We start from the raw sequence: 22,467 nt of genomic DNA, 5'->3' as shown, positions 1-22,467 counted from the left end.
GGTCGCCCCATGCCCTCTGCTCCCTGCCACTCATTCGCTCCGCAGGCTCTTGACCGGGTTCATGAGGGCGGCGCGTACCGACTGGTATCCGACCGTCAGCAGAGCGATGGTGATGGCCAGTAATGCCGCCAGTGCAAAAATCCACCATTCGAGGTCGATGCGATTGGCAAAATTCTGTAGCCACTGCTCCATCAGGTACCAGGCAATGGGCGAAGCTACCGCGATAGCAATCAGTACCAACAACAGGAAGTCTTTCGAGAGCAGCGCCACGATACTCCCCACACTGGCGCCAAGTACCTTTCGAATGCCAATCTCTTGGGTACGCTGCTCTACCGTAAAGGCCACCAGACCAAACAAGCCCATGCAGCCAATCAGGATAGCCCAGAGCGAAGCCGTAGTAAACAACTGGCCATACTCCTGCTCGGAGAGATACTGTTTGTTAAAATTTTCATCTACGAAAAAATATTCGAACGGATTCCCCGGAAAAATACCCTTGTAAAGCCGCTCTACGGCCGCGATTTTCTCGGGCAAGGGGCCGGAAGTAAGCCGTAGCGTGTAGTAGTTATTGTTGTTTTGTGGATAAAAAATAATGGGATCAATGGCGCGCTGTACCCCCGTGTGGTGGTAGTCTTGTATCACTCCGATAATTTCTAGCGGGCGTTCGTCCCACATAATGCGGGTGCGAATGGCCTCCTCGGGCGTCACGAAACCCAACTGCCGGATGGCACTTTCGTTCATCATTACCTTGCTGTTCTGGTTCCAGGAGACATTGCATTCCTCGGACGTAAAGTTCCGGCCCGCCTTCAACGTCATGCCGTAGGTACCCAGGTAGCGGTTATCAATGATGGCGAAAGAGTAGCTTTTGTGCTCGTCGCCGGGGCGGGGACTGGGTTTTGTGAAGCCCGACGTAGCAAAATTGAACCAGCTACTGGGCACGCTGCCCGACACGCAATAATCGCTGATGAAGCCTTGCTGCGTTATATCGTTGATGAATCCGGTTTTTCGGTTGGCGTAACTGCTGTCTTTCCCCACGTCGGGCCCCTTGACCACCAGCAACCGCTCGGTATCAATGCCCAGATTTTTGTTTTTCATGTACCGGAGCTGGCTATAGATAACCAGCGTGGCCAGTACCAGCACGATAGAAATCGTAAACTGCACCACCACCAGCGACTTCCGTAACAGGATACCACCCGTAGAGCCGCTCAACCTGCCCTTCAGCGCCTGCATCGGATTGAAGCCCGACAGGCGAAAGGCCGTGAAGGCTCCGGCCCCCAGCGAGCCTACTACTAGTATCGCCAACCCCACGGCCCAGGTGGTAGTATAGCCGAGCACACCCAGCGACAGCTCTTTCCCAACCAGCGTATTAAAGAAGGGTTGCAAAACCTGAATCAACAGAAAAGCCACCCCTAACGCCAGTACCGTTACCAGCAGCGATTCGCCCAGAAACTGCCCCATCAGCATTCGCTGTGTGGCTCCGATGACCTTACGTACCCCTACCTCGCCGGCTCGCCTCAGCGCGTGGGCGGTAGAGAGGTTGACGTAGTTGAACCAGGCAATCAGAATGATCAGGAGGGCAATCAGCCCCAGCATGTATACGTATTTTAAGTTCCCCGTGGTATGCAGGGTGGCCGAGAGGGATTCGGCCAGGTGGGTATATCTGAAGGGCTGCAGCCGGAATTTCACGCCGTCTTTCTCCGGCCCTAGCTCAGTTCGTAATGTATTCAGTTTTTTCTCAAAAGCGCCGAGGTCTACCCCTTCATGCAGGAGGAAAAAGGTATTGATATACTGCGAGTCCAGGTTGTCCAGGGTAGCCCAGCCATTGCCTTCGAGGTAGCTTTTGCTTTTCATCGTAGCCAGCGAGAACACCATGTCGTACCGGATGTCGGAATTCAGGGGCATGTCTTCGTAAATTCCTTCTACCCTAAAGGGAGCCGTGCCAAACTGGTTGGATAACGTAAGTACCTGCCCCAGCGGGTCCTTCGCACCGAAGTACTTCCGCGCCACCGACCCCGACAGGAACGCCACGTTTGGCTCGGCCAACGCCTGGGGCTGTCCTACCCGCAGCGGGAAGCTGAAAAACTCGAAGAAGTTTTCCTCTACAAACCCAATACTTTTCTCCCGGAATGGCTCCTCACGACCGCCCGCGGTTTTAACGACGCCCTTAGATACGCCGTACTCAAAGCGACAGTAATCCTTTACTTCCGGAAAACGCTCCTTGATACGCGGCGCCCAGCCCGGCTCTATCTCCGGCCAATTCTGCCCTTTTACGTCTTCATTGAGCAGCCGTACCATGTGCGGCAGTTGGGCGTGAAACTGGTCATAGCTCCGCTCGAAGCTGATGTATTCCAGGATGAGCAGAAAGGCCGTAATCCCCAAGGCCAGCCCTACCACATTGATAAAGCTATACATCTTGTTACGAATCAAGTTCCGCCAGGCGATTTTAAGGTAGTTTCGGATCATGAGTTTTAATCGTTTTTATCATACCCCAATGGAATTGCCTCTATCCCCCCGCCCTTTCTCCCGCGGAGAAAGGGAGCTCTTCCAGGGGGTACTTTGAGAAAAGTACCCAACGCCCTCTGCCCCCTGCCACTCACTCGCTTCGCAGGCTCTTCACCGGGTTCATGAGGGCGGCGGAAATGGAGCGGTACCCCACCGTGATGGCAGCGATGAGGAGCGTGGTACCAATGGCCAGGACAAAGATGTCGGCTCCTATTTCAATTTTGTATTTAAACTCGGCGAGCCATTTATTCATGACCCACCACGCCAGCGGCGCGGCCACGACAAAAGCCAGAACCACCAGCCGCACAAATTCTTTTCCGAACAGCCACAGGATGTTTTCTACGCTGGCTCCAAGTACCTTCCGGATGCCAATTTCTTTGGTCTTCTGGGCGGCCATGAAGGAGATGAGCCCGTACAGTCCCAGGCAACAAATAAAAATAGCTACCCCGGCGAAGAACTGAATAAGCTGCAACATGATGGCATCCAGCTCGTAAAACTTAGCGATGCGTTCGTCCAGAAACTCCTGCTTGTACACAAACTCGGGAAAGGTTTCGCTCCATATTTTTTCAATGGCCGTCAGCGTGGGCTTGACGTTATCCAGGTTAATTTTTACGCCGTAGTTCTGGTATCGGTTCAGGTCAGACATGATACAGATCGGGCTGATGTCGGTGCGGAAGGAATAGTTGTAAAAGTCTTTGACTACCCCCACGATGGGGGCCGTCATGGTACCTCCGTTGACGCTAAGCCGCTTCCCTATTATTTCCTCCGCCGACTTCAACCCCAGTTTTTTGACCAGCGTTTCGTTAACCACAAATTCACGCACGGTATCCGACGGCAGCACGTTACGGCCAGCCACCAGTTGTAAATTAAAGGTAGACAAGTACTCCGCATCGGCTACTTTCATGTTGATCGAAAACACCTCGTCTTCGGTGCGGGTATCGTAGCGCAGGCCGGTGTTCATGTTGGACGTGGACGCCGGGGCCTGAAAGCAAAAGGAGCTTTCGTTGACGCCCGCTATTTGTTCTACGCGGCTTTTTAGGGTACTTAGCTTGGCCTGGTCGCGGACGGGTACGGGCAGCATCACCACCGCATCTTTATCAAAGCCCAGATCGGACTCTTTGGAAAAGCGCATTTGGTCCGTTATCACAATGGTACCGATGATCAATACCTGCGAAATGGCAAACTGAGTAATGACCAGCCCGCGCCTTAAGGTAAAGCCTCCGACATTCTTTTGGGCTAATTTTCCCTTCAAGGCCTGCATGGGCTGAAAACCCGCGAGGATCAAGCCGGGATAAGAGCCCGAGAAAAATACCACCACCACCAGCAATACCGACACAAAAGCCAGCAGCCAGGCGTCTTGGAAGAGGTTTATCGACAGCTGGGATTCAAAGAGCTGATTGACCGATGGCAAAGCTACTAACGCCAGACCAAAGGCCACCACCAGCGCAAAAAGCGTGATCAGGGCGGTTTCGGCGATAAACTGCCAGAAAAGCTGCGCCCGCAAGCCGCCCAGTACTTTACGTACGCCTATTTCTTTGGCCCGATTCAGGGCCTGCGCCGTAGCCAGGTTTACGAAATTCACGCAGGCCGTAATGACCAGGAATAGCCCCACCAGCGCCAGTGCCCATAGGTTTTTCTTTTCTACGTAGCCTCCCAGTTCAGGATTGAAGTGGATGTCGGCAATGGGCTGTAGTTTAAACTGAAACACCTTGGCACCTTCGGCATCGTAGTATTTTTTAGACATAGACGGCAACGCTTTCTCCACCGTGGCCTGCGTGACGCCCGGCTTGAGCAATACAAAGCAGTTCATACTACTAAATACCCCGCCCCAGCTATCGTCACCGGCCAGCCAGGCGTTCTGATCTTTCAGGTTCGCATACGACAGGTAGATCTCCTGACGGCGATCGGTGGTGGCAGGCAGGTCCTTAAGTACCCCCGTCACTTTAAAATCAAACCGGTTGTCGAGCCGGATGGTCTGATCAATGGGATTTTCGCGGCCAAAGTACCTCGTGGCGACGCTTTGCGTAATAATTGCCGTGTTGGGCTCCTTCAAAGCGGTCTTTTTATCGCCCTGTACCAGGGGAAAGTCCATGATTTCAAAAAACTCCGGATCGGCATAGGCTACGCCTTGCTCCTCCTGAAACTTCTTGTTGTCGCGCGACAGGGGCAACGACAGGAGCTGGTCATCGTAGGCAACCACGCGGGCTACTTTTTCGGCGAAGGAATAGTCGTTACGAAAAGCCTTGCCCAAAGGCCCCGGCACGCCTCCGCTCAGGCTCACTTCTTCGCTATGGAACTCCGTAATCACGCGAAAGATCCGATCTGAATCCGCGTGAAAGGTATCGAAGCTGAGGTGGTACTTGACCAGCGTGAAGATCAAAATGGCACAGGCAATGCCCATTGCCAACCCAACGACGTTGATGAACGTATACGCGCGGTGTCGTTTCAAATTTCGGAGGGCAATCTTGACATAGTTTTTAATCATGGCTTGTAGTGGTTATGGTTATTTTTTGGCAGAGGGGGTTGGGCCTGGGGCAAAGGGTAATGGTGTGGGGAAAAGGGTATGGGGTACTTTACACTATTAACTCTAAACTACCCTTTGCCCTCTGCTCCTCGCCACTCACTCGCTCCGCAGGCTCTTCACCGGGTTCATGAGGGCAGCCCGGATGCTTTGGTAACTGATGGTCAGGATGGCAATAAAAATGGTGCTGGCTCCGGCCGCGGCAAATAGGAGCCAGTGCAGGTGTATCCTGTACTCAAAGCCTTCCAGCCATTGGCTCATAAAATAGTAACCAATGGGCGTAGCTACTACGATGGAAATCAACACCAGAAGAACGAAGTCGGTCGCGAGCAACGAAACGATGGCGGCCACCGAAGCGCCCAGTACTTTGCGTATCCCTATTTCTTTGATGCGTCTTTCGGCGGTGAACGTGGCCAGACCGAACAAACCCAGGCAGGAAATAAGGACCGCTATGATCGTGAAGGTGTTGAACAAGGTAGCTGTACGCTGGTCGCTTTTGTAAAGCCGGTCGAAGGTGTCGTCCAGGAATTTATATTCCAACGGATACAAGGGAATCAGCTCATCCCACATTTTTTCTACCGCCCGAATCGCCTGTGCTTCTTTCCCCGGCTGGGCCTTGACATAAACTCCGTAGCTCCAGGAGGTATCGTTAAACAGGATCAAGGGCTCGATCTTTTCCCGAAGGCTCTTAAAGTGGAAGTCCCGAACAACGCCAATCACTACGCCCTTCCGGCCCTGGAAGTCAAACCGTTGGCCAATGATGGGTTTCGGTAAATTTAGCTTTTTAACGGCCGTTTCATTCAATACCACGTTGTCTTTATCCGCGGGGCTGTTGGCGGCAAACCAGCGGCCTTCTGCCATTTTCAAATCAAACATGGTCTGAAAATTGTCCTCGACGGCTATGTGGGAAAAAGTGGGATTAAAGTCTTCGGGGCGGCCATCCCAATCGTAAGAACCGCTGGTACTGCTGCCAATCTGAACGATGCTCTGACTCGCTACCGTAACATCGGCAATAGTCGACTGGTGTAGCAGCCGGTCCTTGACCGTCGACGCTTCTATTTTGGGCTTCATGGCCCAGGGGAGCCGAAAGGTAAAGGTGTGCGCACGGTCATAGCCGAGCTCTTTTTCCCGAATAAATTTCATTTGCTGGTACACTACCAGCGTAGCCAGTAAAAAAACAACCGTCACGGTAAATTGCAGCACGACCAGCCCTTTTCGAAAACCGGCGTTGGTAGAGCCAAGCACGTTGTTTCCTCTTAAAGTCTCAAAGGGTTTAAACGAAGACAGCAACAAAGAAGGGTACACGCCCGTGAGCAGAATGGCCGCCAGCGTAGTTCCGAGCAGTACATACCACAGAGATGCATTGGAAAGAGACAGCACGAATTCCTTTCCCGTCAGGGCATTGAAGGCTGGTAGCAGGGTAAAGACCAAGCACAGCGAAAGGCCCAAAGCCGTGAGGCACGTCAGTACGGACTCGGTCATAAACTGGCCGAAAAGATGCGCGTGATTGGCCCCCAATAGCTTTTTCACCCCTACCTCTTTGGACCTGATGCTGGCCCGCGCCGTCGTCAGATTCACGTAGTTGCTGCAAGCAACCAGCAAAATCACCAGCGCCAAGCCCATGAAAATGTAGATGGTCCGGCGGTGGCCTTTATCCTGGCTGTCCCCTTGAATCTGGTTATTAAAATGAATATTCGCCAGCGGTTCCACTTCCAGCACCGTGTCCGTGGAAGCATTGCCCGCCTCGTCTTTTTTAAGTTTGGAAATGATGGCCGTAAGCTTTTGCCCCACTTTTTGCCGGTTGGCATCTTTCCTCAAAACAACAAAGGTTTCATAATTGAATTGATGCCAGTTGTTGTCGTTTTGAAAGTTTTTTGGATTAGACCAAAAAGCCGCCAGCGGCACTATAAAGTCGTATTGAAAGCTGGAGTTTGCGGGATTGTCTTTGAAAACGCCCGAAACGGTATAGTCCAGCGTATCGATTCTGATGATTTTCCCGGCGGCCTGGGATTTCCCAAATAGCTGCCTTGCTTTGGACTCCGTGAGGGCTACGTTTCTTATTTCGGAAGCAAACTGCGCCGCCGAGCCTTCCACAAAGTGATAATCAAACACCTCAAACCAATTCGAGTCCACATACACCGCGTTTTCGCCGGTAAGCTTCCTGTCTTCGATCTTGATGGGCAACGTCCCCACAATGTTTTTCCGCACTACCGATTCCACTTCCGGTAGTTTTTTTAACTCCGCAGCCAGTACCAGGGGCGTGCTAGACCAGTGCCAGGTCTCCTCTTTGCTGACCTGGAGGTGGGTTACGATGCGGTTGATTTGCTCGGCTTTTTTATGGTAGGTATCAAAGCTCAGTTCGTTCTGAACCCACACTAAAATAAATACTGCCGCCACCATACCACTCGTCAGACCAACAATGTTCAAGGTGGTAAAAAGGCCGGAATTCAACAGATTCCTGGACGCGATTTTAAGGTAATTCGTGATCATTCCTTTTAGAATATGTTAGGGGGTACTTTGCTCAGGACGTAACGGTGCTCAACGCGATTCAGGCATTCACAAAGTACCCTGAAGGGCCTCTGCGCTTAGTCGTTACTCGCTCCGCAGGCTCTTCACCGGGTTCATGAGCGCGGCCCGGATGCTTTGAACGCTCACGGTCAGCAGTGCCAGCATGACCGTGACGCCCGCCGCGCCCGCCAGCATCCACCAGGCGATGTCGATCCGGTAGGCGAAGTTTTGCAGCCATTTTTCCATGAAGTAGTACGCCAGCGGACTCGCCAGCACGATGGCCACGAGCAGTAGCTTCATGAAGTCTCGCGACAGCAACAGCACGATGCTCTCCACGCTAGCCCCCAGTACCTTCCGGATGCCAATCTCCTTGGCGCGCGTCTCCACAGCAAAGGTGATCAGGCCCAGCAGCCCCAGGCACGCCACCAGGATGGTGAGCCCCGCGAAGCCGTTGAAGAGCCGCGCCAGGCGTTCTTCCTTGGCGTAGAGCTTGTGGTAGGCATCGTCGAGGAAGTAGTAGTCGAAAGGTACCTGCGGCTGGTGGCGGTCGTAGATGGCTTTCAGCTCGGCGAGTGCCTTGGGTACTTCGGTACGGGCGTTGAGCCGCACGAGCAGGTAGGTACCTTCACGATACAAAGCACGGCTGGTATCGGCCAGCACGCTCAGCATCATGGGGTCCGTGGCCGCGTGCAAACTACCCACGTTGAAATCGGCAAAGACGCCGTCGATCTCCATACTTTTAAAGGGCTTTTCCGGCTGGGCTGGATCGTACGTTGGTATACCGGCTTCTTTCAGTACCGTTTCGTTGTAAACGGATAGCTCACGCGTGAGCGGCTTTTGTCCCCAGCCTTCGGGCGCCACTTTCCACTGCACGCCCATCATCTTGATAAAATTTTCGTCTACGCTCATTACCTTCACCATCAAGTCTTTCTGGGTCTTGTCGGTTTTGAGAAAATAGGTGGAGATATAAGGCGTAAAAAGCGCCGCCTGGCTCACCGCCACGTTTTCGGCACCCGCCCACTGCCGCAGCTCGTCGCGCAGTACCGGGAATTGGGCGCTCATCCCCTCGTCGATGTTCACGGCCACTACCTGGGCGCGGTCGATCCCCAGGTTGGTGGTATGTAGGTAGCGCATCTGCGCGGCCAGCACCGCGCAGCAAATCAGCAGCCCCACCGCCGCGGTAAATTGCAGGGTGGTGAATACCCGCCGCACCACACTCCCCGAGCGGCCCGTACTCAAGGTACCTTTGAGCACATCCTGCGGCTGGAAGTTGGACAGCAGCAGGGCCGGATACGCCCCCGCCAGCAGCGAGCATACCAGCCACAGCCCCAGCAAAAGTCCCCAGTACATCCCCTGCCGAAGTACCTGCTGGTCCATGCGTAGATCAAACACACGGCTCGCCCAGGGAAATAGCAGCTGAAGCAGCACCAAAGAGAGCACAAATGCCAGGGTAGTGGTGAGGAAAGATTCGGTAAAAAACTGGCCGATCAGCTCCCGGCGCTGACTCCCTACCGCCTTGCGCACGCCTACCTCCCGCGCCCGCTTGGTGGCCCGGGCGGTGGTGAGGCTTAGGTAGTTGATAATGGCCAGTGAAAGTACCAGCAGCGCCACGGCCAAAAAGACATAGAGCGTCTGGCGGTTGCCCGCCTTATTTCCCAGGTGCAAAGAAGACAGCGGCTCCAGAAAATTCTTGTCTTTCACGCTCGCAAACTTAATCCCGGCTTTCACGGCTGTAATCTTCTTCGCCACCGCTTCGGGGTCGGCGCCGGGCCGAAGTACCACGAAGGTTTCCAGAAAACCGGCGCTCTCGTAAATACCCTTCCGGTTGGGGCCCAGGCTCGGCATCGAGCTCAGGGAAACCAGCGCGTTGAACTGAAAGACGGAGTTGGTGGGTAGGTCCTCCAGTACCCCGGAGACCGTCAGCGGGTAGTGTTTGTCAAAAGTAAGTACCTGGCCCAGGGGGTTCTGAGGCCCGAAGTACTTCTCGGCCAGCGGGCGCGTCAGCACGATCTGTCCCGGCTCGGCCAGGGCCGTCTGGAGGTTTCCGTAGCGCATTTGGCCGCCCATCAGTGCCAGTGCGGGGGCGTCGGCGAAGCCAATTTTCTCTTCCTTGAAACGGTGGTTTTCGTCGGTTTGCAACAGCACACCCAGCATCCCGCCGTTGTAGCGCATGACCTCAAGTACCTCCGGTACCTGCTTCTGCACCTCGGGCCCAAACGACTCGTGAAGAGAAGCAAACCGCACCTCCTCGCCCCCGTAGTCCGACAACGAAATGATCCGGTACATCTGGTTTGCCAGCGGCTGGAAGCGGTCGTAGTGCAGCTCGTGCCATACGTACATGGCAATGAAGGAACTCACCGCCAGGCCCACCGTCAGCCCCACGATGTTCAGAGTACTGAAAAGCTTGTTGGCCAACAGGCTCCGGACGGCAATTTTGAGGTAGTTTCTGAGCATCGTGTATTGCTGTTAAAGTATTTTTTGCTTAGGGTAAAGGGCATGGGGCAGTGGGCATAGGGTACTTTAGCTTTGCATAATTCCATTGCAGTTACCCGACTCTTGCTCCCTCGAAGAGAAGAATCATAGTTTGGCAAGGTACTTCTCAAAAGTACCCTCTGCCCCATGCCCACTGCTCTATGCCGCGCGGCGGGCCGTCCCGAACCCTCTGCCACAAAGTACCCTCTGCTACTCACTCCGCAGCGCTTTGGTGGGGTTGGTGAGGGCGGCTTTCAATGACTCGTAGCTGGCCGTAAGACCCGCCACGACGAACGTGAGGCCGATGGCCAGCAGCAGAATGCCCGCGTTGATGGGGATGCGGTACTCGTAGTCCTGGAGCCATTGGTTCATGAAGTACCAGCCCAGCGGTCCCGCCACCAAAAAAGCGATTGCAATCAGCACCGCAATTTCTTTTCCGAACAGCCCCAGAATATTGCCTATACTGGCTCCAAGTACCTTGCGCACCCCAATTTCCTTGGTTTTTTGCGAAGCCATGAACTTGATGAGCCCGTACAAGCCCAGGCAGCCAATGAAAATAGCCAAGCCCGAAAACACCCGGATGAGCTTCAGCATGATGTTCTCCAGAATGTAGCTCCGGGCTATCTCTTCGTCCATAAATGACTGCTCGTAGAGGTAGTCGGGGAAGTACTCGTTCCAGAGCTTTTCGACCGCCCCCAGCGTTTGGTGCATGTTGGAGGTACTTAGTTTAACGCCGCAGCTGTAATGAATGTCTTTCATGGTAAAGATCGCCACGGGGTCAATGCCGCTTTGGAAGGAGGTGTTGTTCCAGTTTTTAAGTACCCCGTAGATGGGCGCATCCACCCCCCACACGCGCAGGTTTTTACCGACGGCCTCCTGCGGGCTTTTCAGTCCCAGCCGTTCTACCACTTTCTCGTTGATGAGGTACCCCCGGATGGTATCGCTGGGCGGAATATTCTGCCCCGCCACCAGCTCCAGGCCGAAGGTCTCGATGTAGTGGTCATCGGCGTTTTTGGTGTTCATCTGCCACACCTCGTCTTCCTGGCGGGTATCGAAGCGGAAGTTGCTGGTGTTGTTGGACTGCGTCGTGGGCAGAAACAGGCAAAACGACGCATTGGCCACGCCCGGAATGGTCAGCAGCCGCTCGCGGAAGGTACTTTGGTTGATTTTGCCGGGCTCCGGCACGGGGATCTGCACCAGTCCCTGGGTGTTGTACCCCACCGAGCGGCTGAGCATGTAGTCGACCTGATTATTGACCACGATGGTACCAATCACCAGGAGCTGAATCAGCATAAACTGAAACCCAATAAGTACCCGCCGGATGGACATCCCGCCGATCTGCCGGGCCGTAACGCCCCCCTTGAGCGCCAGTACCGGCCGAAACCCCGCCAGGATCAGGCCCGGATACGACCCCGCCAGCAACACCACGACCCCAAACAAGGCGATCAGGTACCCCCAGAGTAGGGTATCGTCCCAGCGAATGGACTTGGGCCAGCCTCCGGCCTCTTCGAGCCAGGTATCAAAGTGCGGCAAGGCGTAGGCCGCCAGCGCCACACCCAGCACCAGCGCCACCAGCGTGATGAGGGCCGTCTCGACCATAAACTGAATGAACACCTGCCCGCGGGTACCCCCTACCGACTTCCGCACCCCTACCTCTTTGGAGCGGCGCAGCGCCTGGGCCGTGGCCATGTTGATGAAGTTGAAGCAGGCCGTCACGATCAGAAAAACCCCGATGGCCGCCATGATGTAGATCCACTTCATGGGCATGGCCCCGTAGTAGATCTCCGAGTGGTGCATTTCTTGGTAAGGTACCAGCGGATGCGCGTAGCTTTTGTGGCCATCGCCGTGGTACTTTTTATTGATCGCCGCCAGCTGCTTTTCGTAGTGTGGCAGGTCGGCGTTTTCGGGCAGTAGCACAAAGCAGTAGGTATTGGAGTTTACCCCGCCCCAATGATCAATTCCGGACCCGCCGTAGCGAAACTCAGGATGGGCCGTGAGCGTAGCAAACGACACAAAAAACTCGTAGGGTAGGTCCGTGCCTTCGGGCGGGTTGTTCACGATGCCCGTCACTTCCAGGTCCAGCTGGTTGTCCAGCCGGATGATCCGCCCCAGCGGGTTGGTTGTGCCAAAGTACCTCTGGGCCATCGCCTCACTCAGCACGATGGCATTGGGGCGGCCGAGGGCTTTTTGGGGTGCGCTCGACAGCCATTGGTAGTCAAAAATAGAGAAGTACTCCGGCTGTACGTAAGCCCCTTTTTTGCCTTTTTCCTTAAACTTCTTCTGGGGCTTACCGGCGTTGTCGAGCGTAGCGAGCAGGGCGTTCCGGTTGTCGATGCACATGCTCGTGGTTAGCTCGGGTATCTCCGTCCGGACGGCCTGCCACATGGGTGTAGGTACCCCCCGGCTGTGCGACACGCCGTCGAAATGAAACTCGGTGGTAATCTGGTAGATGCGGTCGAGCTGGGCATGGTGGGCGTCGTGGGTCGTTTGAAAACGAATAAACCAGAATACCAGCAGACCGCAGGCCAGGCCCAGGGAGAGGCCCACCACGTTGAGTAAGGCGTAAGCCTGGTTGCGAAGCAGGTTTCGCCAGGCAATGGTAAGGTAGTTTCGGATCATGGGGGTTGGTCGCTTAGGCAAAAAAGGTACTTGGGCCTTACGAATGAAAAAGCCATGCCATCCTTTTAAGCACACTGATTACCAATACACTACCTACAAGCACCCTTTAAATACTGTCCGTTTTCGGACAGCGCTGTTCAGAGCCGAACGCGCCGGACCGTAGTGTTGAGTTTGATCTTCAAAGGTACCTCATAAAAATCAACGGAGCATCCCAAAAAAAAGCGAAGTACCCCGCTAAGGGTACTTCGCCAACGATGCATGGGTGTATCTGCCTGTTGTTAGTTCACATACACACTGCCGCTGCTGGCCGAGAGCGTAACGGGGATACCGCCGCCGTTCATGCTGCCCTGCACGCGGTCTTTGTCGGCGCGGCCGTCGAAGTTTTTCAGCGGGATCGACACCTTGTTGCCGCGCAGGTCCAGGTCGAGGCCTTTGTTGAGGGGCATGTTTACGCGCACGCTACCCGCCGAGGTACTTAGCGACACGTACTCGCCCAGGCGGTCGAAGTCGGCCTCGATGCTGCCCGCGCTGGTGCGGGCTTTGACGCTGGCGGCCAGGTTACTCATTCGGATAGAACCACCCGACGTGCTGGTGTTAAGGGCACCCTGGATGCCATCGGCCCGGATACCGCCGCCGCTGGTGGTAGCCACAATATCACCGTTCAGGGACGTCAGTGCGATGCTACCACCGGAGGTTTTTAGCGAAATTTGCCCTTCCAGCTCGTTGGCTTTGATGCTCCCGCCGCTCGTAGCCAGGTCGATGTATTGGGTACAATTGGCTACCTCGATGCTACCGCCCGAGGTACGTCCTTTGATGTTGCCGCTCAGGTCGTTGGCTTTGATGCTGCCGCCGCTGGTGGTAAAGTGCTGCTCGCCGGTCAATGAGGCAATCCGGATGCTCCCGCCGCTGGTGCGGAGGTCGGTGGCGAAGGTACGGGGCGTATATACTTTAAAGCCGATGGACAGGCTCCGCTTCCAGTCGTTGTTCATTTTATTTTTGCGCTCCGCGCGGGCCACTACGGTATTTCCCTCTTCCCGGATCGTAATGATGTAGTCTTCCAGGCGCTCTTCAATCTCTTCTTTGCTGAGGGTACTTTTGCCGTTCCAGTTGTTGGGATGAATGTACATCTCCACTTTCACGCCGCTGCTCTGGTCACCCACAACGGCGATTGAGCCGCCGGATGTCTCCACGCGCAGGTTGCTCAACGAGCGGCCCGAAAACGTTTTGGTGAGGTAAGGACTGTCGGACTGGGCGTAGACGCTGGCCGTCACGACCAAAGCCCACAGCAGGGATAGGAAAAGTTTCTTTTTCATGGTTTGCTTGGTTAGTTTATAATAGAGATGAATAATAGATCGTACTAGTTGCTTCTTGCTTAGCCAATTTAGTAAAAATTGTTATGCCACACAACACTGTCTATTGATAATCAATAAATTAACCAAACCAAGAAAGTACTTTATTGTCCGGATATGAACAATAGCCGTCCGGTTTTGGAAGGTACCGGACGGCTAGCGTAGTGTGTACGTAGTGTTGAAAGAGCAGGAAGCAAGTACCTACTTGCGTTGTATTTCCAGGATTTCGATTTCGGTAAATTCGGCCTTGTTGCCCCAGCCGCAAACCACCTGCTGCTTATTGGCGGTAGTGCGGTACTTGAGGCGCACGGGCGTGAAACTGTAGGCGTCGTCGGTACCGTAGGCGGGCACCGCAGCTTTTATTTTGGCGGCCGAGCTGGCCGTAGCGGCGTAGAAGAGCGTCGAATCGGCCTGTTTGAGTTCAAAATGCCACGAGCAGCCGTCGGCAGCCAGGGTATTGACGACCTGGGCATCGGCCTCGATAACGGTTTGTTCCAACTTCGTGGAGGGTTCGTCCTGACAACCGATGTAACCCAGCACGAGACTAAGGAGGAAAAAGGTACTTCGCATGGCGTTGGTTGTTTAAAAATAGGTTTTAGGATCGTTTAGTTTTCGCGGCAGGCACCCTTAGAAAAATCCGTAATGCCCACGGCCAGCGCCTCGCAGCTGTTCGAATACGTTTTGCCGTTGCAGCCGCAGACGGGATCGTACAGGGCGTAGCAGCCACGTTCGTCGCGCGGCTTTTCCTGGCAGTTTTTAGGTACTTGCCGGGGTTCACAATTTGAAAAAGCCAGTAATACCAACAGGCTACTCCATCGTTTCATGTTTCTGAGTTTACGTTCTTTTTCTTAAGATTCAGCCGGACGAAAAAAGGTTGGAAAGCCCTTTTTATTCTTTTAAAAAATCGGCAAACCAGTAGCCCGAATCCTTCACGATGCGCTGCTGCGTGGGGTAGTCTACGTACACCAGCCCGAAGCGCGGACGGTAGCCTTCGGCCCACTCGAAGTTATCCAGAAAAGACCATACCAGGTACCCGCCTACGTTCACGCCTTCGCGCTTGGCTCTGAGCACACTCGCCAGGTACTTCTGGAAGAAGTCGATGCGCTGACCATCATGAACGCGTCCGTTTTGTACCTCATCAGCAAAAGCCGCGCCATTTTCAGAAACGATGATCTCGCGCACACCGGGGTACTTGCCAAACTGCTTCAGGATGTGGTACAGGCCGTCGGGGGCTACCTCCCAGCCCATGTCGGTGAGGGGTACCTGGCGCTCGCGGGCAGGTACTTCGCGCGCCCAGAGACCCGGCGTTAAGTACGAGTGCTTCACTACCACCCGGAAGTAGTTTTGCAGGCCCACAAAATCGAAGTCGAACGCCAGCCGCTCGTCGTCACCGGGCCGCAGGTACTTCTCGATTTGGGTCAGGTACGGGAAGGCGTCGGTCGGATAGCCCAGGCCCAGGCTGGGCTCGATGAAGAGGCGGTTGAGCAGGGCGTCGGCGCGGCGGGCGGCCTGGAGGTCTTTGTAGCGAAGCGTGTAAGGCTCCACCTGCGAGCAGGAGAAGGTAGTACCCACGTAGGCGTCGGGTACGTTTTGCCGGACGACCCGCCCGCCCTCGGCCTGGCAAAGCGCCAGGTGGTGCACCACCGGCAAGAAGTGGTACAGCCCCCGCTGGCCGGGCGCGTGCAGGCCGGTGACGTGCCCCAGCGCCGCTACGGCCATGGGCTCGTTCAGGATGATCCAGTTTTTTACTTTATCGCCAAAGGCCTGGGTGCAGAGCGCCACGTAGTCTGCGAACCAGCCGACGACGTCGCGGTTTTTCCAGCCGCCGAGGTTTTGCAGCGCCTGGGGCAAATCCCAGTGGTAAAGCGTGATCCAGGGCTCGATGCCCAGCTCCAGGCAGGTATCAATGACGCGGTGGTAGTAGTCCAGCCCAGCCTGATTCACCGCCCCCCTACCCGCGGGCAGCACGCGCGACCAGGAAATGGAAAACCGGAATTGGTTGAAGTTCAGGGAACGAAGCAGCTCTAGATCCGACGCATAGCGGTGGTAAAAATCGCAGGCCAGGTCGGCGTGGTGGTTCTGTTTTATTTTCCCCCGCGTGTGGGTGAAGGTATCCCAGATGGAAGGTCCCCGGCCGTCTTCGCGGACGGCTCCTTCTACCTGGAATGCGGCCGTGGCCGTTCCCCAACGGAACGTTTGTCCGAAGTCGGCTTTGGTAAATGCCTCTTCCGGTGCAAAGCCGGGAGCCGGTGGCTGAGCAAGCGGGGCGTTGGCTAAAAAGTCAAGATTTTTCAAAGTATCCGGGCGTTTACGTTTTCCTGGGGGTACAGAAAAACGTAAACGTCGCCGGAAAAATTTCCGTTACCTTAACCATTTGGTAACATTCGGAAAAATTTAACATTAGGCCGTAGCGCCCTTCAACAACCGTCGGCTCTCTTTCTTAACAAACGTAATAGGCACAAACTCATCGGTAGGTGCGCCAATGTAGTAGACCGTCCACTCCGGGTCGTGGTGCGCCAGCATTTCGCTGATGCAGTCGGCGCGGTGGGCCGTGGGATTGGCGCAGTCGTCCCAGTAAAACACCTCGACGCGGTAGTAGAGCTGCTGCTTCAGGCCGTTGATGGTCACCTCCACCTGAATATCCTGTTTGCCTTGCAGCGGCGGGATGGGTATAGCAATGTGGCTCATAGGGTAAATATGGGGAAAAATGAGAGATAAGGCGGTACTGATCAGATGCTTACAAATACAATACCAGTGGCTCTCCCAAAGGGTTAATTCCATGATTATCAATTTTTTATTTTGTAATCAAACCCACAAAAAATGTTCATAATCGGACACCGCTGTTCGTTTTTGAGCAAGGGTACTTGGTGGCTTACCAAAGTACCCTATGCCCAAAGCCCCATGCCCTCTGCATTACCTAGCTGCCTGCTTTACATTTAGTCAGGAAGTTTAAATAATAGAATTTTATCTTTTTTGAATTTAAATACTTTAATATTGTACTTTACTTTTAAGTAAAAACGCATTCCTTCTATGCCTCTATCTACCCGGAAAAATGCTTTTCCCCTTAGGTACCGCGCTGATACCGATCTTTGGTCGGCTTTTCGGCAGGGCGACCGGGTAGCTTTGGGGAAGCTGTACGACGCACACATTCAGGAGCTGCTATCGTATGGCTATCGCATTACGAACGATCGGCAGCTCATCAAGGACAGTATTCAGGATTTATTTCTTCACCTCTGGAATCATCGCCAAAATCTTTCGGACACCGATTCCGTCAAGTTCTACTTGTACCGTTCGTTGCGAAACCGCATCCTCCGCAACACCGACAAGCACCCCAGCCTGGGCCTGGATGCCGAACGGCTGCCCACGCTGAGTGACTTACCGTTTGAGAGCGAATGGATTTTGCAGGAAACAAAGCAAGAACAACTCAATAAGCTCCGGCTGGCGCTCGCCACCCTTCCCAAGCGTCAGCAGGAGGCCATTCAGCTCCGCTACTACCACGATTTCGATCCGGAAGAAATCGCCCAGCTCATGCAGATCAATAACCAATCCGTCCGGAACCTACTACACCTGGCCCTGCACCGTCTGCGGGATCGTTTTGGCATTTTGTTGCTAATCGTTGCTAGCGTACTGGAGGTATTCAAGAAAATGTAATTTTTTTGACCCCTCATACAGTACAAAGGCGCACTCTTCCGATTTAGGGGGGTAGAATAGAAATGACCATGTATCAACACTACGCTTCTTATGAGTCCGCCGACTTCGTGGGCGACGAGTACTTCATCCAGTGGGTAAAGCATCCCAATTCGCAGTCTGACCAGTTCTGGCACGAATTCCAGGAGGTATTTCCCCACCAGAAAGCCACGATCGAGCAAGCCCGCCAACGGGTACTTTTGCTCGGAGAGGCGAGTGTGCCTCCCATCCAGCAAGACGAGGCGCGGGAAATCTGGGATAGCATCGACCGGCAGCTTGCCTCTTCTCTGGAAGAACGTCGACGTACTTTGCCTCCAGGTACCTGGCTGCCGTGGGCGGCGGCCGCTTCGGTGGTGCTGTTGGTAGGGCTTGGCTGGTGGCTTAGCGGTACTAAACTTCCCAAAAGCGCCTCCACGTATCACGGCCTGGTTGAACTAGCCGCGCAGGAACACCCCCTCGAAGAGGTAATCAACAACACATCCAGCTCTTTTACCTTGCGCTTACCCGATGAAAGTACCGTTATTCTGGAAAAAAACAGCCGCCTGAGCTACGTAAAATCCTTTGAAGGGGCCAATCGGGAAGTATTCCTAACGGGCTCGGCTTTCTTTGAGGTAGCCAAAGATGCGGGAAAACCTTTCCTGGTGTATTCCCACGGGCTGGTTACGAAAGTACTGGGTACGAGCTTTCATATTTCGGCCCTCGAAAAAGAGCGTGAAGTACGGGTATCGGTCAAAACCGGGCGCGTATCGGTCTACGCCAATAAATCCAGCCGTACCCCCGACCCCGAAACGGCTGGCCTAGTCCTGTCACCCAACCAGCAGGTACTTTTTCTCCGGGATGAAGAGCGTTTTAACCGCACCTTGATCGAAATCCCACAGGTACTTCTCTCGCAGCACGAGCTGGAGAAGTTTGCGTTTGAAGACGCCCCCGTAGCTGAGATTTTCGAAGCCTTGGAAAAAGTATACGGCATTGAAGTGGTGTTTGATGCGGAGGCCCTGGCGCCCTGCCATCTTACCACTACCCTGGCGGTAGAAACCCTCTTCGATAAACTGGAAGTGATCTGTGAAAGCATCGGAGCGAGCTATAAAGTAGTCGATGCGCAGGTTATTATCAGTAGTAAAGGATGCTAAAACCATGTATAACCCAACTACCCTAACCCTTATGCCCCTAAACCACTAGTAACGAATGCCTAAAAAAGGCCGGCGACGTTGCAGCGTCGTCGGCCCGGTACTTTTCCACGGCCGTCCTTGTCAAACGAATCTCCTCCTAACGAGGAGTGCCTGGAATGTTTTTGCGATGTTGAACCTCAAAAACCATCTAAACAATGAAAAAAACAGTACAAAACCAAAAGAAAATAGCCTACCTTATGAGAATCTCGCTGATTCAGCTCTGCTTTGCGGTGATTTTTGTGAGTGTTTCGCTGGCACGGGACGCCACGGCTCAGGAGCTATTGAATAAAAAAATAAGCCTAAAAGCCAACGACAAGGAAATCCGGACGGTATTGGCCGATATTGAGCGCCTGGCCGGTGTAAAATTTACGTACCGAACCAAGCTCCTGGATGCCGATCAGCGAGTAACCCTACTGGCAGCCAGTGAGCCGCTCTCGGTAGTGCTGGAAAAAGTACTTACTCCTCTGAACATCAAGTACCGGGTCATTGGCAAAGAGATAGTGCTAAGCCGCCTTTCGGCCTCACTTACGCGGCCTACTTTCAACCCCAGCTTTATTTACGACGCCTTACCGGCCGATCAGACGGTCTCCGGGACGGTGACTGACGAAAACGGAGACGGCCTGCCGGGGGTAAGTATTCTGGTAAAAGGTACTACCCAGGGCACTACCACCGACAACGAAGGCCGATACTCCCTTTCGGTACCCGACGCCCGAGCCATTCTGGTATTTAGCTTTGTGGGGTATGAGTCTTGGGAAGAAGTAGTAGGTACTCGCTCGCAGATCAATGTCTCGCTTAAAGCCGACGTAAAAGCCCTGAGTGAAATCGTGGTAGTGGGTTATGGCACCCAAAACCGCAAAGACCTGACCGGCTCCATTGCTTCCCTCAGCACGCAAACCATCAAGGATATGCCCGTGACCAACATCGGCGAGGGCATGGCCGGACGTATGCCGGGAGTATTGATCCAGCAGGCTTCGGGCGCTCCGGGTAGTGGCCCTTCCATCAAAATCCGGGGATTAGGCTCCATCAGTGCCGGTAACGGCCCCCTGATCGTTGTGGACGGCCAGCCTTTGAACTCCGGCGATCTGATTAACGGGAGTGGCTTGAACCTCATCAACCCCAATGACATCGAAACTGTAGATGTACTTAAGGACGCCTCCGCTACGGCCATTTTTGGTTCCCGGGGAGCAAACGGGGTAGTGATGATCACGACCAAGCGGGGAAAAGCCGGCAAAAGTACCATCAACTTCGACTACTATACGGGCATTCAGGAGGTGAGCAAGACCATGAACATGCTCAACGCCCAGCAATTTGCGGAGTTCAGCAAGGAAGCTACCAACAACGCCTACCTGGAGCGGGTACCCGGCTCGTCGGCCAGCGACCCCAACAGCGCCCGCCCGGCGGGCCAGCGCTACCGCTACCCGCGCGGTGAATTTCCGTGGCTCAACTTCGACGACCCCGCCAACCTGACCAGCTACAACTACCAGGATCTGATCTTTCAGCGAGCACCCATCAGCAACTACCAGCTATCTGCTTCCGGTGGCTCCGACAAGGTACAGTACATGGTATCGGGCAACTACCTCAAGCAGGACGGGATCATCCGGGAGTCGGGGATCAATCGCTATACGTTCCGCTCTAACCTGGACGCCCAGCTCAGCCCCAACATAAAGGTAGGGATGAGCATCAGTCCCAGCTACACCATGGACCGCCGGGTACGTGCCGCCGGACACTGGGCCGACAACGGAGTGATCAATGCCGCCCTCGCTCAGGTACCTCTCATTCCTATTTATCAGGCTGACGGCATTACGTATAACTCACAGGCATCCGTGGCTGCTCCCTACGACTGGGCTGGTGTAACCAACCCCGTAGCCAACATCACCGAAGCCGATAACTTTGTCAATACGCTGCGCCTGCTGGGCAATACCTACGTGGAGATAGGCATCTGGAAAAGCCTCAAGTACCGTGGTAGTGTGGGCGGTGACCTCACTTTCTGGCGACAGAATGAGTTCCGGGCTTCTACCATGCCGCTCAACCAACTCCTGCCGCCTAATATTAGCACGGGTGCTTCCGCCACGAACCAAAACATCAACTGGGTCACCAACCACACCCTCGACTACGCCTTCGAGCTAGGCACCGCGCACCGTTTCAGCGCGTTGATCGGTATGGAAGCGCAGCAGAATACGCTGGAATCCAATCGGGTGGAGGCTAATAATTTCCCAAATGACATTGTCCGGACCATCAACGCCGGGGTTATTTCGGGGGGTACTTCGCTCAAAGAAGAATGGTCGCTGGCTTCCTATTTTGGGCGGATCGGATACACGTTCAACGATAGGTACCTCTTCAATGCTTCCATTCGTACCGATGGTTCCTCCCGCTTTGGGGCCAACCAGCGCTACGGGATCTTCCCCTCGGCTTCGGTGGGCTGGCGCGTGAGCGAAGAGGCTTTCCTGAAAAACGTGGCGGCGATCTCTGAATTGAAACTGAAAGCCAGTGTGGGGCTGGCCGGAAACAACGCCTTCACCAATTACGGAGCCATCGGGACGCTGGGTATCGATAACTACGTGATCGGAAACGGACTAGCCAGTGGCTTGGCGACCAACGTAATCGGCAACCCTAACCTGACCTGGGAAAAGAGCCTCCAAACCGACATAGGTATGGAATTAGGTTTGCTTCGAAATCGGATTTTCGTGGTAGCCGACTACTATTCCCGCATTACGTCTGATCTTCTCCTTTCGGTACAAGTACCTAGCATCACGGGTTTTACGTCGGCCAATCAGAATATTGGTAAAGTCGAAAACAAAGGAATGGAACTGGGCCTTACCACGCGCAATACGGTAGGAAAATTTGCCTGGACAACCGATCTGAACATTTCCTTCAACCGCAATAAAGTACTGGCACTGGGGCCCACGGGTGATGCCATCCGGAGCGGCTCGGGCGTAGGCGAAACCAACATTACCGTCATTGGGCAGCCCTTGGGCAATTTCTTTGGTTACCAACAAATTGGCGTCTTCCGTGATCAGGCCGATCTGGACGCTTCGCCCCGCTTTGCGGACGCCCGCCCCGGTGACGTAAAATTTGCGGATGTTAATAACGACAACGTCATCGACGCCAACGACCGAACCCTCATCGGTAACAACCAGCCCGATTTTATCTACGGCTTCAACAATACCATTTCCTTCAAAGGGTTTGATTTGAGCATTGCGGCGCAGGGAGTACAAGGGGGGCAAATCCTGAACCTGAGCCGTCGTTTTATCGAGAACCTGGAGGGAAACCAAAACCAACTCTCTACCGTCCTGGATCGCTGGCGCTCACCCGACCAGCCTGGCAACGGAGTAGTACCTAGGGCCAACATACGTACCACGGGCAATAGCAACGCCATATCAAGCCGCTGGATCGAAAGCGCCAGCTACTTCCGAATCCGGAATATTACGCTGGGCTACCAGGTACCCCGGGCCTTGTCGGAGCGCATAAAAATCCAGAACGCCCGGGTGTACGCCGGTGTACAGAATGCGCTTACGTTTACGAAGTACCTTGGCTTCAACCCCGAAGTGAGTGGCTACGAAGGTGCCCTCACGGGTGGCGTGGACTACGGCTCGTACCCGCTGGCACGTACCTACACCATTGGCCTCAATCTCTCCTTTTAATC

Annotated in this window: 14 protein-coding genes; 3 read left to right on the top strand and 11 right to left on the bottom strand. The window is 54.3% G+C overall.

The window, feature by feature from the left end; translation table 11 throughout:
• Positions 1 to 30 precede the first annotated feature (30 nt).
• The 11 genes from HNQ92_RS18595 to HNQ92_RS18550 form a co-directional block, all read right to left on the bottom strand.
• On the bottom strand, positions 31 to 2,460 hold the full coding sequence (locus HNQ92_RS18595) for an ABC transporter permease (RefSeq protein ID WP_184176012.1): 2,430 nt from the start codon (positions 2,458 to 2,460) through the stop codon (positions 31 to 33).
• A gap of 130 nt (positions 2,461 to 2,590) precedes the next feature.
• Positions 2,591 to 4,984, bottom strand: coding sequence for an ABC transporter permease (locus tag HNQ92_RS18590; RefSeq protein ID WP_184176011.1), 2,394 nt, complete (start codon positions 4,982 to 4,984; stop codon positions 2,591 to 2,593).
• A gap of 135 nt (positions 4,985 to 5,119) precedes the next feature.
• Positions 5,120 to 7,510, bottom strand: coding sequence for an ABC transporter permease (locus HNQ92_RS18585; protein ID WP_184176010.1), 2,391 nt, complete (start codon positions 7,508 to 7,510; stop codon positions 5,120 to 5,122).
• A 102-nt stretch (positions 7,511 to 7,612) separates the two neighbouring features.
• The gene (locus HNQ92_RS18580) at positions 7,613 to 9,982 is read right to left on the bottom strand and encodes an ABC transporter permease (protein ID WP_184176009.1); all 2,370 of its coding nucleotides are present in this window, start codon (positions 9,980 to 9,982) and stop codon (positions 7,613 to 7,615) included.
• A gap of 228 nt (positions 9,983 to 10,210) precedes the next feature.
• Positions 10,211 to 12,619, bottom strand: a complete 2,409-nt coding sequence (locus HNQ92_RS18575) for an FtsX-like permease family protein (protein WP_184176007.1) — start codon at positions 12,617 to 12,619, stop codon at positions 10,211 to 10,213.
• Positions 12,620 to 12,756: 137 nt separating this feature from the next.
• Complete coding sequence (locus tag HNQ92_RS28955) at positions 12,757 to 12,879, bottom strand: hypothetical protein (protein WP_281380763.1); 123 nt, start codon at positions 12,877 to 12,879, stop codon at positions 12,757 to 12,759.
• Positions 12,880 to 12,897: 18 nt separating this feature from the next.
• On the bottom strand, positions 12,898 to 13,932 hold the full coding sequence (locus HNQ92_RS18570; protein WP_184176005.1) for a DUF4097 family beta strand repeat-containing protein: 1,035 nt from the start codon (positions 13,930 to 13,932) through the stop codon (positions 12,898 to 12,900).
• A gap of 237 nt (positions 13,933 to 14,169) precedes the next feature.
• Positions 14,170 to 14,538 (bottom strand): hypothetical protein, encoded by a 369-nt coding sequence (locus tag HNQ92_RS18565; protein WP_184176003.1) that lies wholly within the window; start codon positions 14,536 to 14,538, stop codon positions 14,170 to 14,172.
• 35 nt (positions 14,539 to 14,573) lie between these two features.
• Positions 14,574 to 14,792: a Kazal-type serine protease inhibitor family protein gene (locus HNQ92_RS18560; RefSeq protein WP_184176001.1), complete on the bottom strand. Its 219-nt coding sequence runs from the start codon at positions 14,790 to 14,792 to the stop codon at positions 14,574 to 14,576.
• Positions 14,793 to 14,856: 64 nt separating this feature from the next.
• Complete coding sequence (locus HNQ92_RS18555; protein ID WP_184175999.1) at positions 14,857 to 16,263, bottom strand: GH1 family beta-glucosidase; 1,407 nt, start codon at positions 16,261 to 16,263, stop codon at positions 14,857 to 14,859.
• A gap of 105 nt (positions 16,264 to 16,368) precedes the next feature.
• On the bottom strand, positions 16,369 to 16,656 hold the full coding sequence (locus tag HNQ92_RS18550; protein ID WP_184175997.1) for a hypothetical protein: 288 nt from the start codon (positions 16,654 to 16,656) through the stop codon (positions 16,369 to 16,371).
• Between the two features lie 342 nt (positions 16,657 to 16,998).
• Here HNQ92_RS18550 and HNQ92_RS18545 point away from each other — a divergent pair, with 342 nt between their 5' ends.
• The 3 genes from HNQ92_RS18545 to HNQ92_RS18535 all read left to right on the top strand — a co-directional run bounded on the left by HNQ92_RS18545 (position 16,999) and on the right by HNQ92_RS18535 (position 22,465).
• Positions 16,999 to 17,619, top strand: coding sequence for an RNA polymerase sigma factor (locus tag HNQ92_RS18545; RefSeq protein WP_184175995.1), 621 nt, complete (start codon positions 16,999 to 17,001; stop codon positions 17,617 to 17,619).
• Between the two features lie 62 nt (positions 17,620 to 17,681).
• Complete coding sequence (locus tag HNQ92_RS18540) at positions 17,682 to 18,785, top strand: FecR family protein (RefSeq protein ID WP_184175993.1); 1,104 nt, start codon at positions 17,682 to 17,684, stop codon at positions 18,783 to 18,785.
• A 194-nt stretch (positions 18,786 to 18,979) separates the two neighbouring features.
• Positions 18,980 to 22,465: a SusC/RagA family TonB-linked outer membrane protein gene (locus tag HNQ92_RS18535; protein WP_246440413.1), complete on the top strand. Its 3,486-nt coding sequence runs from the start codon at positions 18,980 to 18,982 to the stop codon at positions 22,463 to 22,465.
• Positions 22,466 to 22,467: the final 2 nt, after the last annotated feature.

This window comes from Rhabdobacter roseus (assembly GCF_014202275.1).
Taxonomy (GTDB): Bacteria; Bacteroidota; Bacteroidia; order Cytophagales; family Spirosomataceae; genus Rhabdobacter; species Rhabdobacter roseus.
The sequence above is the reverse complement of the archived record's forward strand: the minus strand, read 5'-3'. Positions and strand labels throughout refer to the sequence as shown.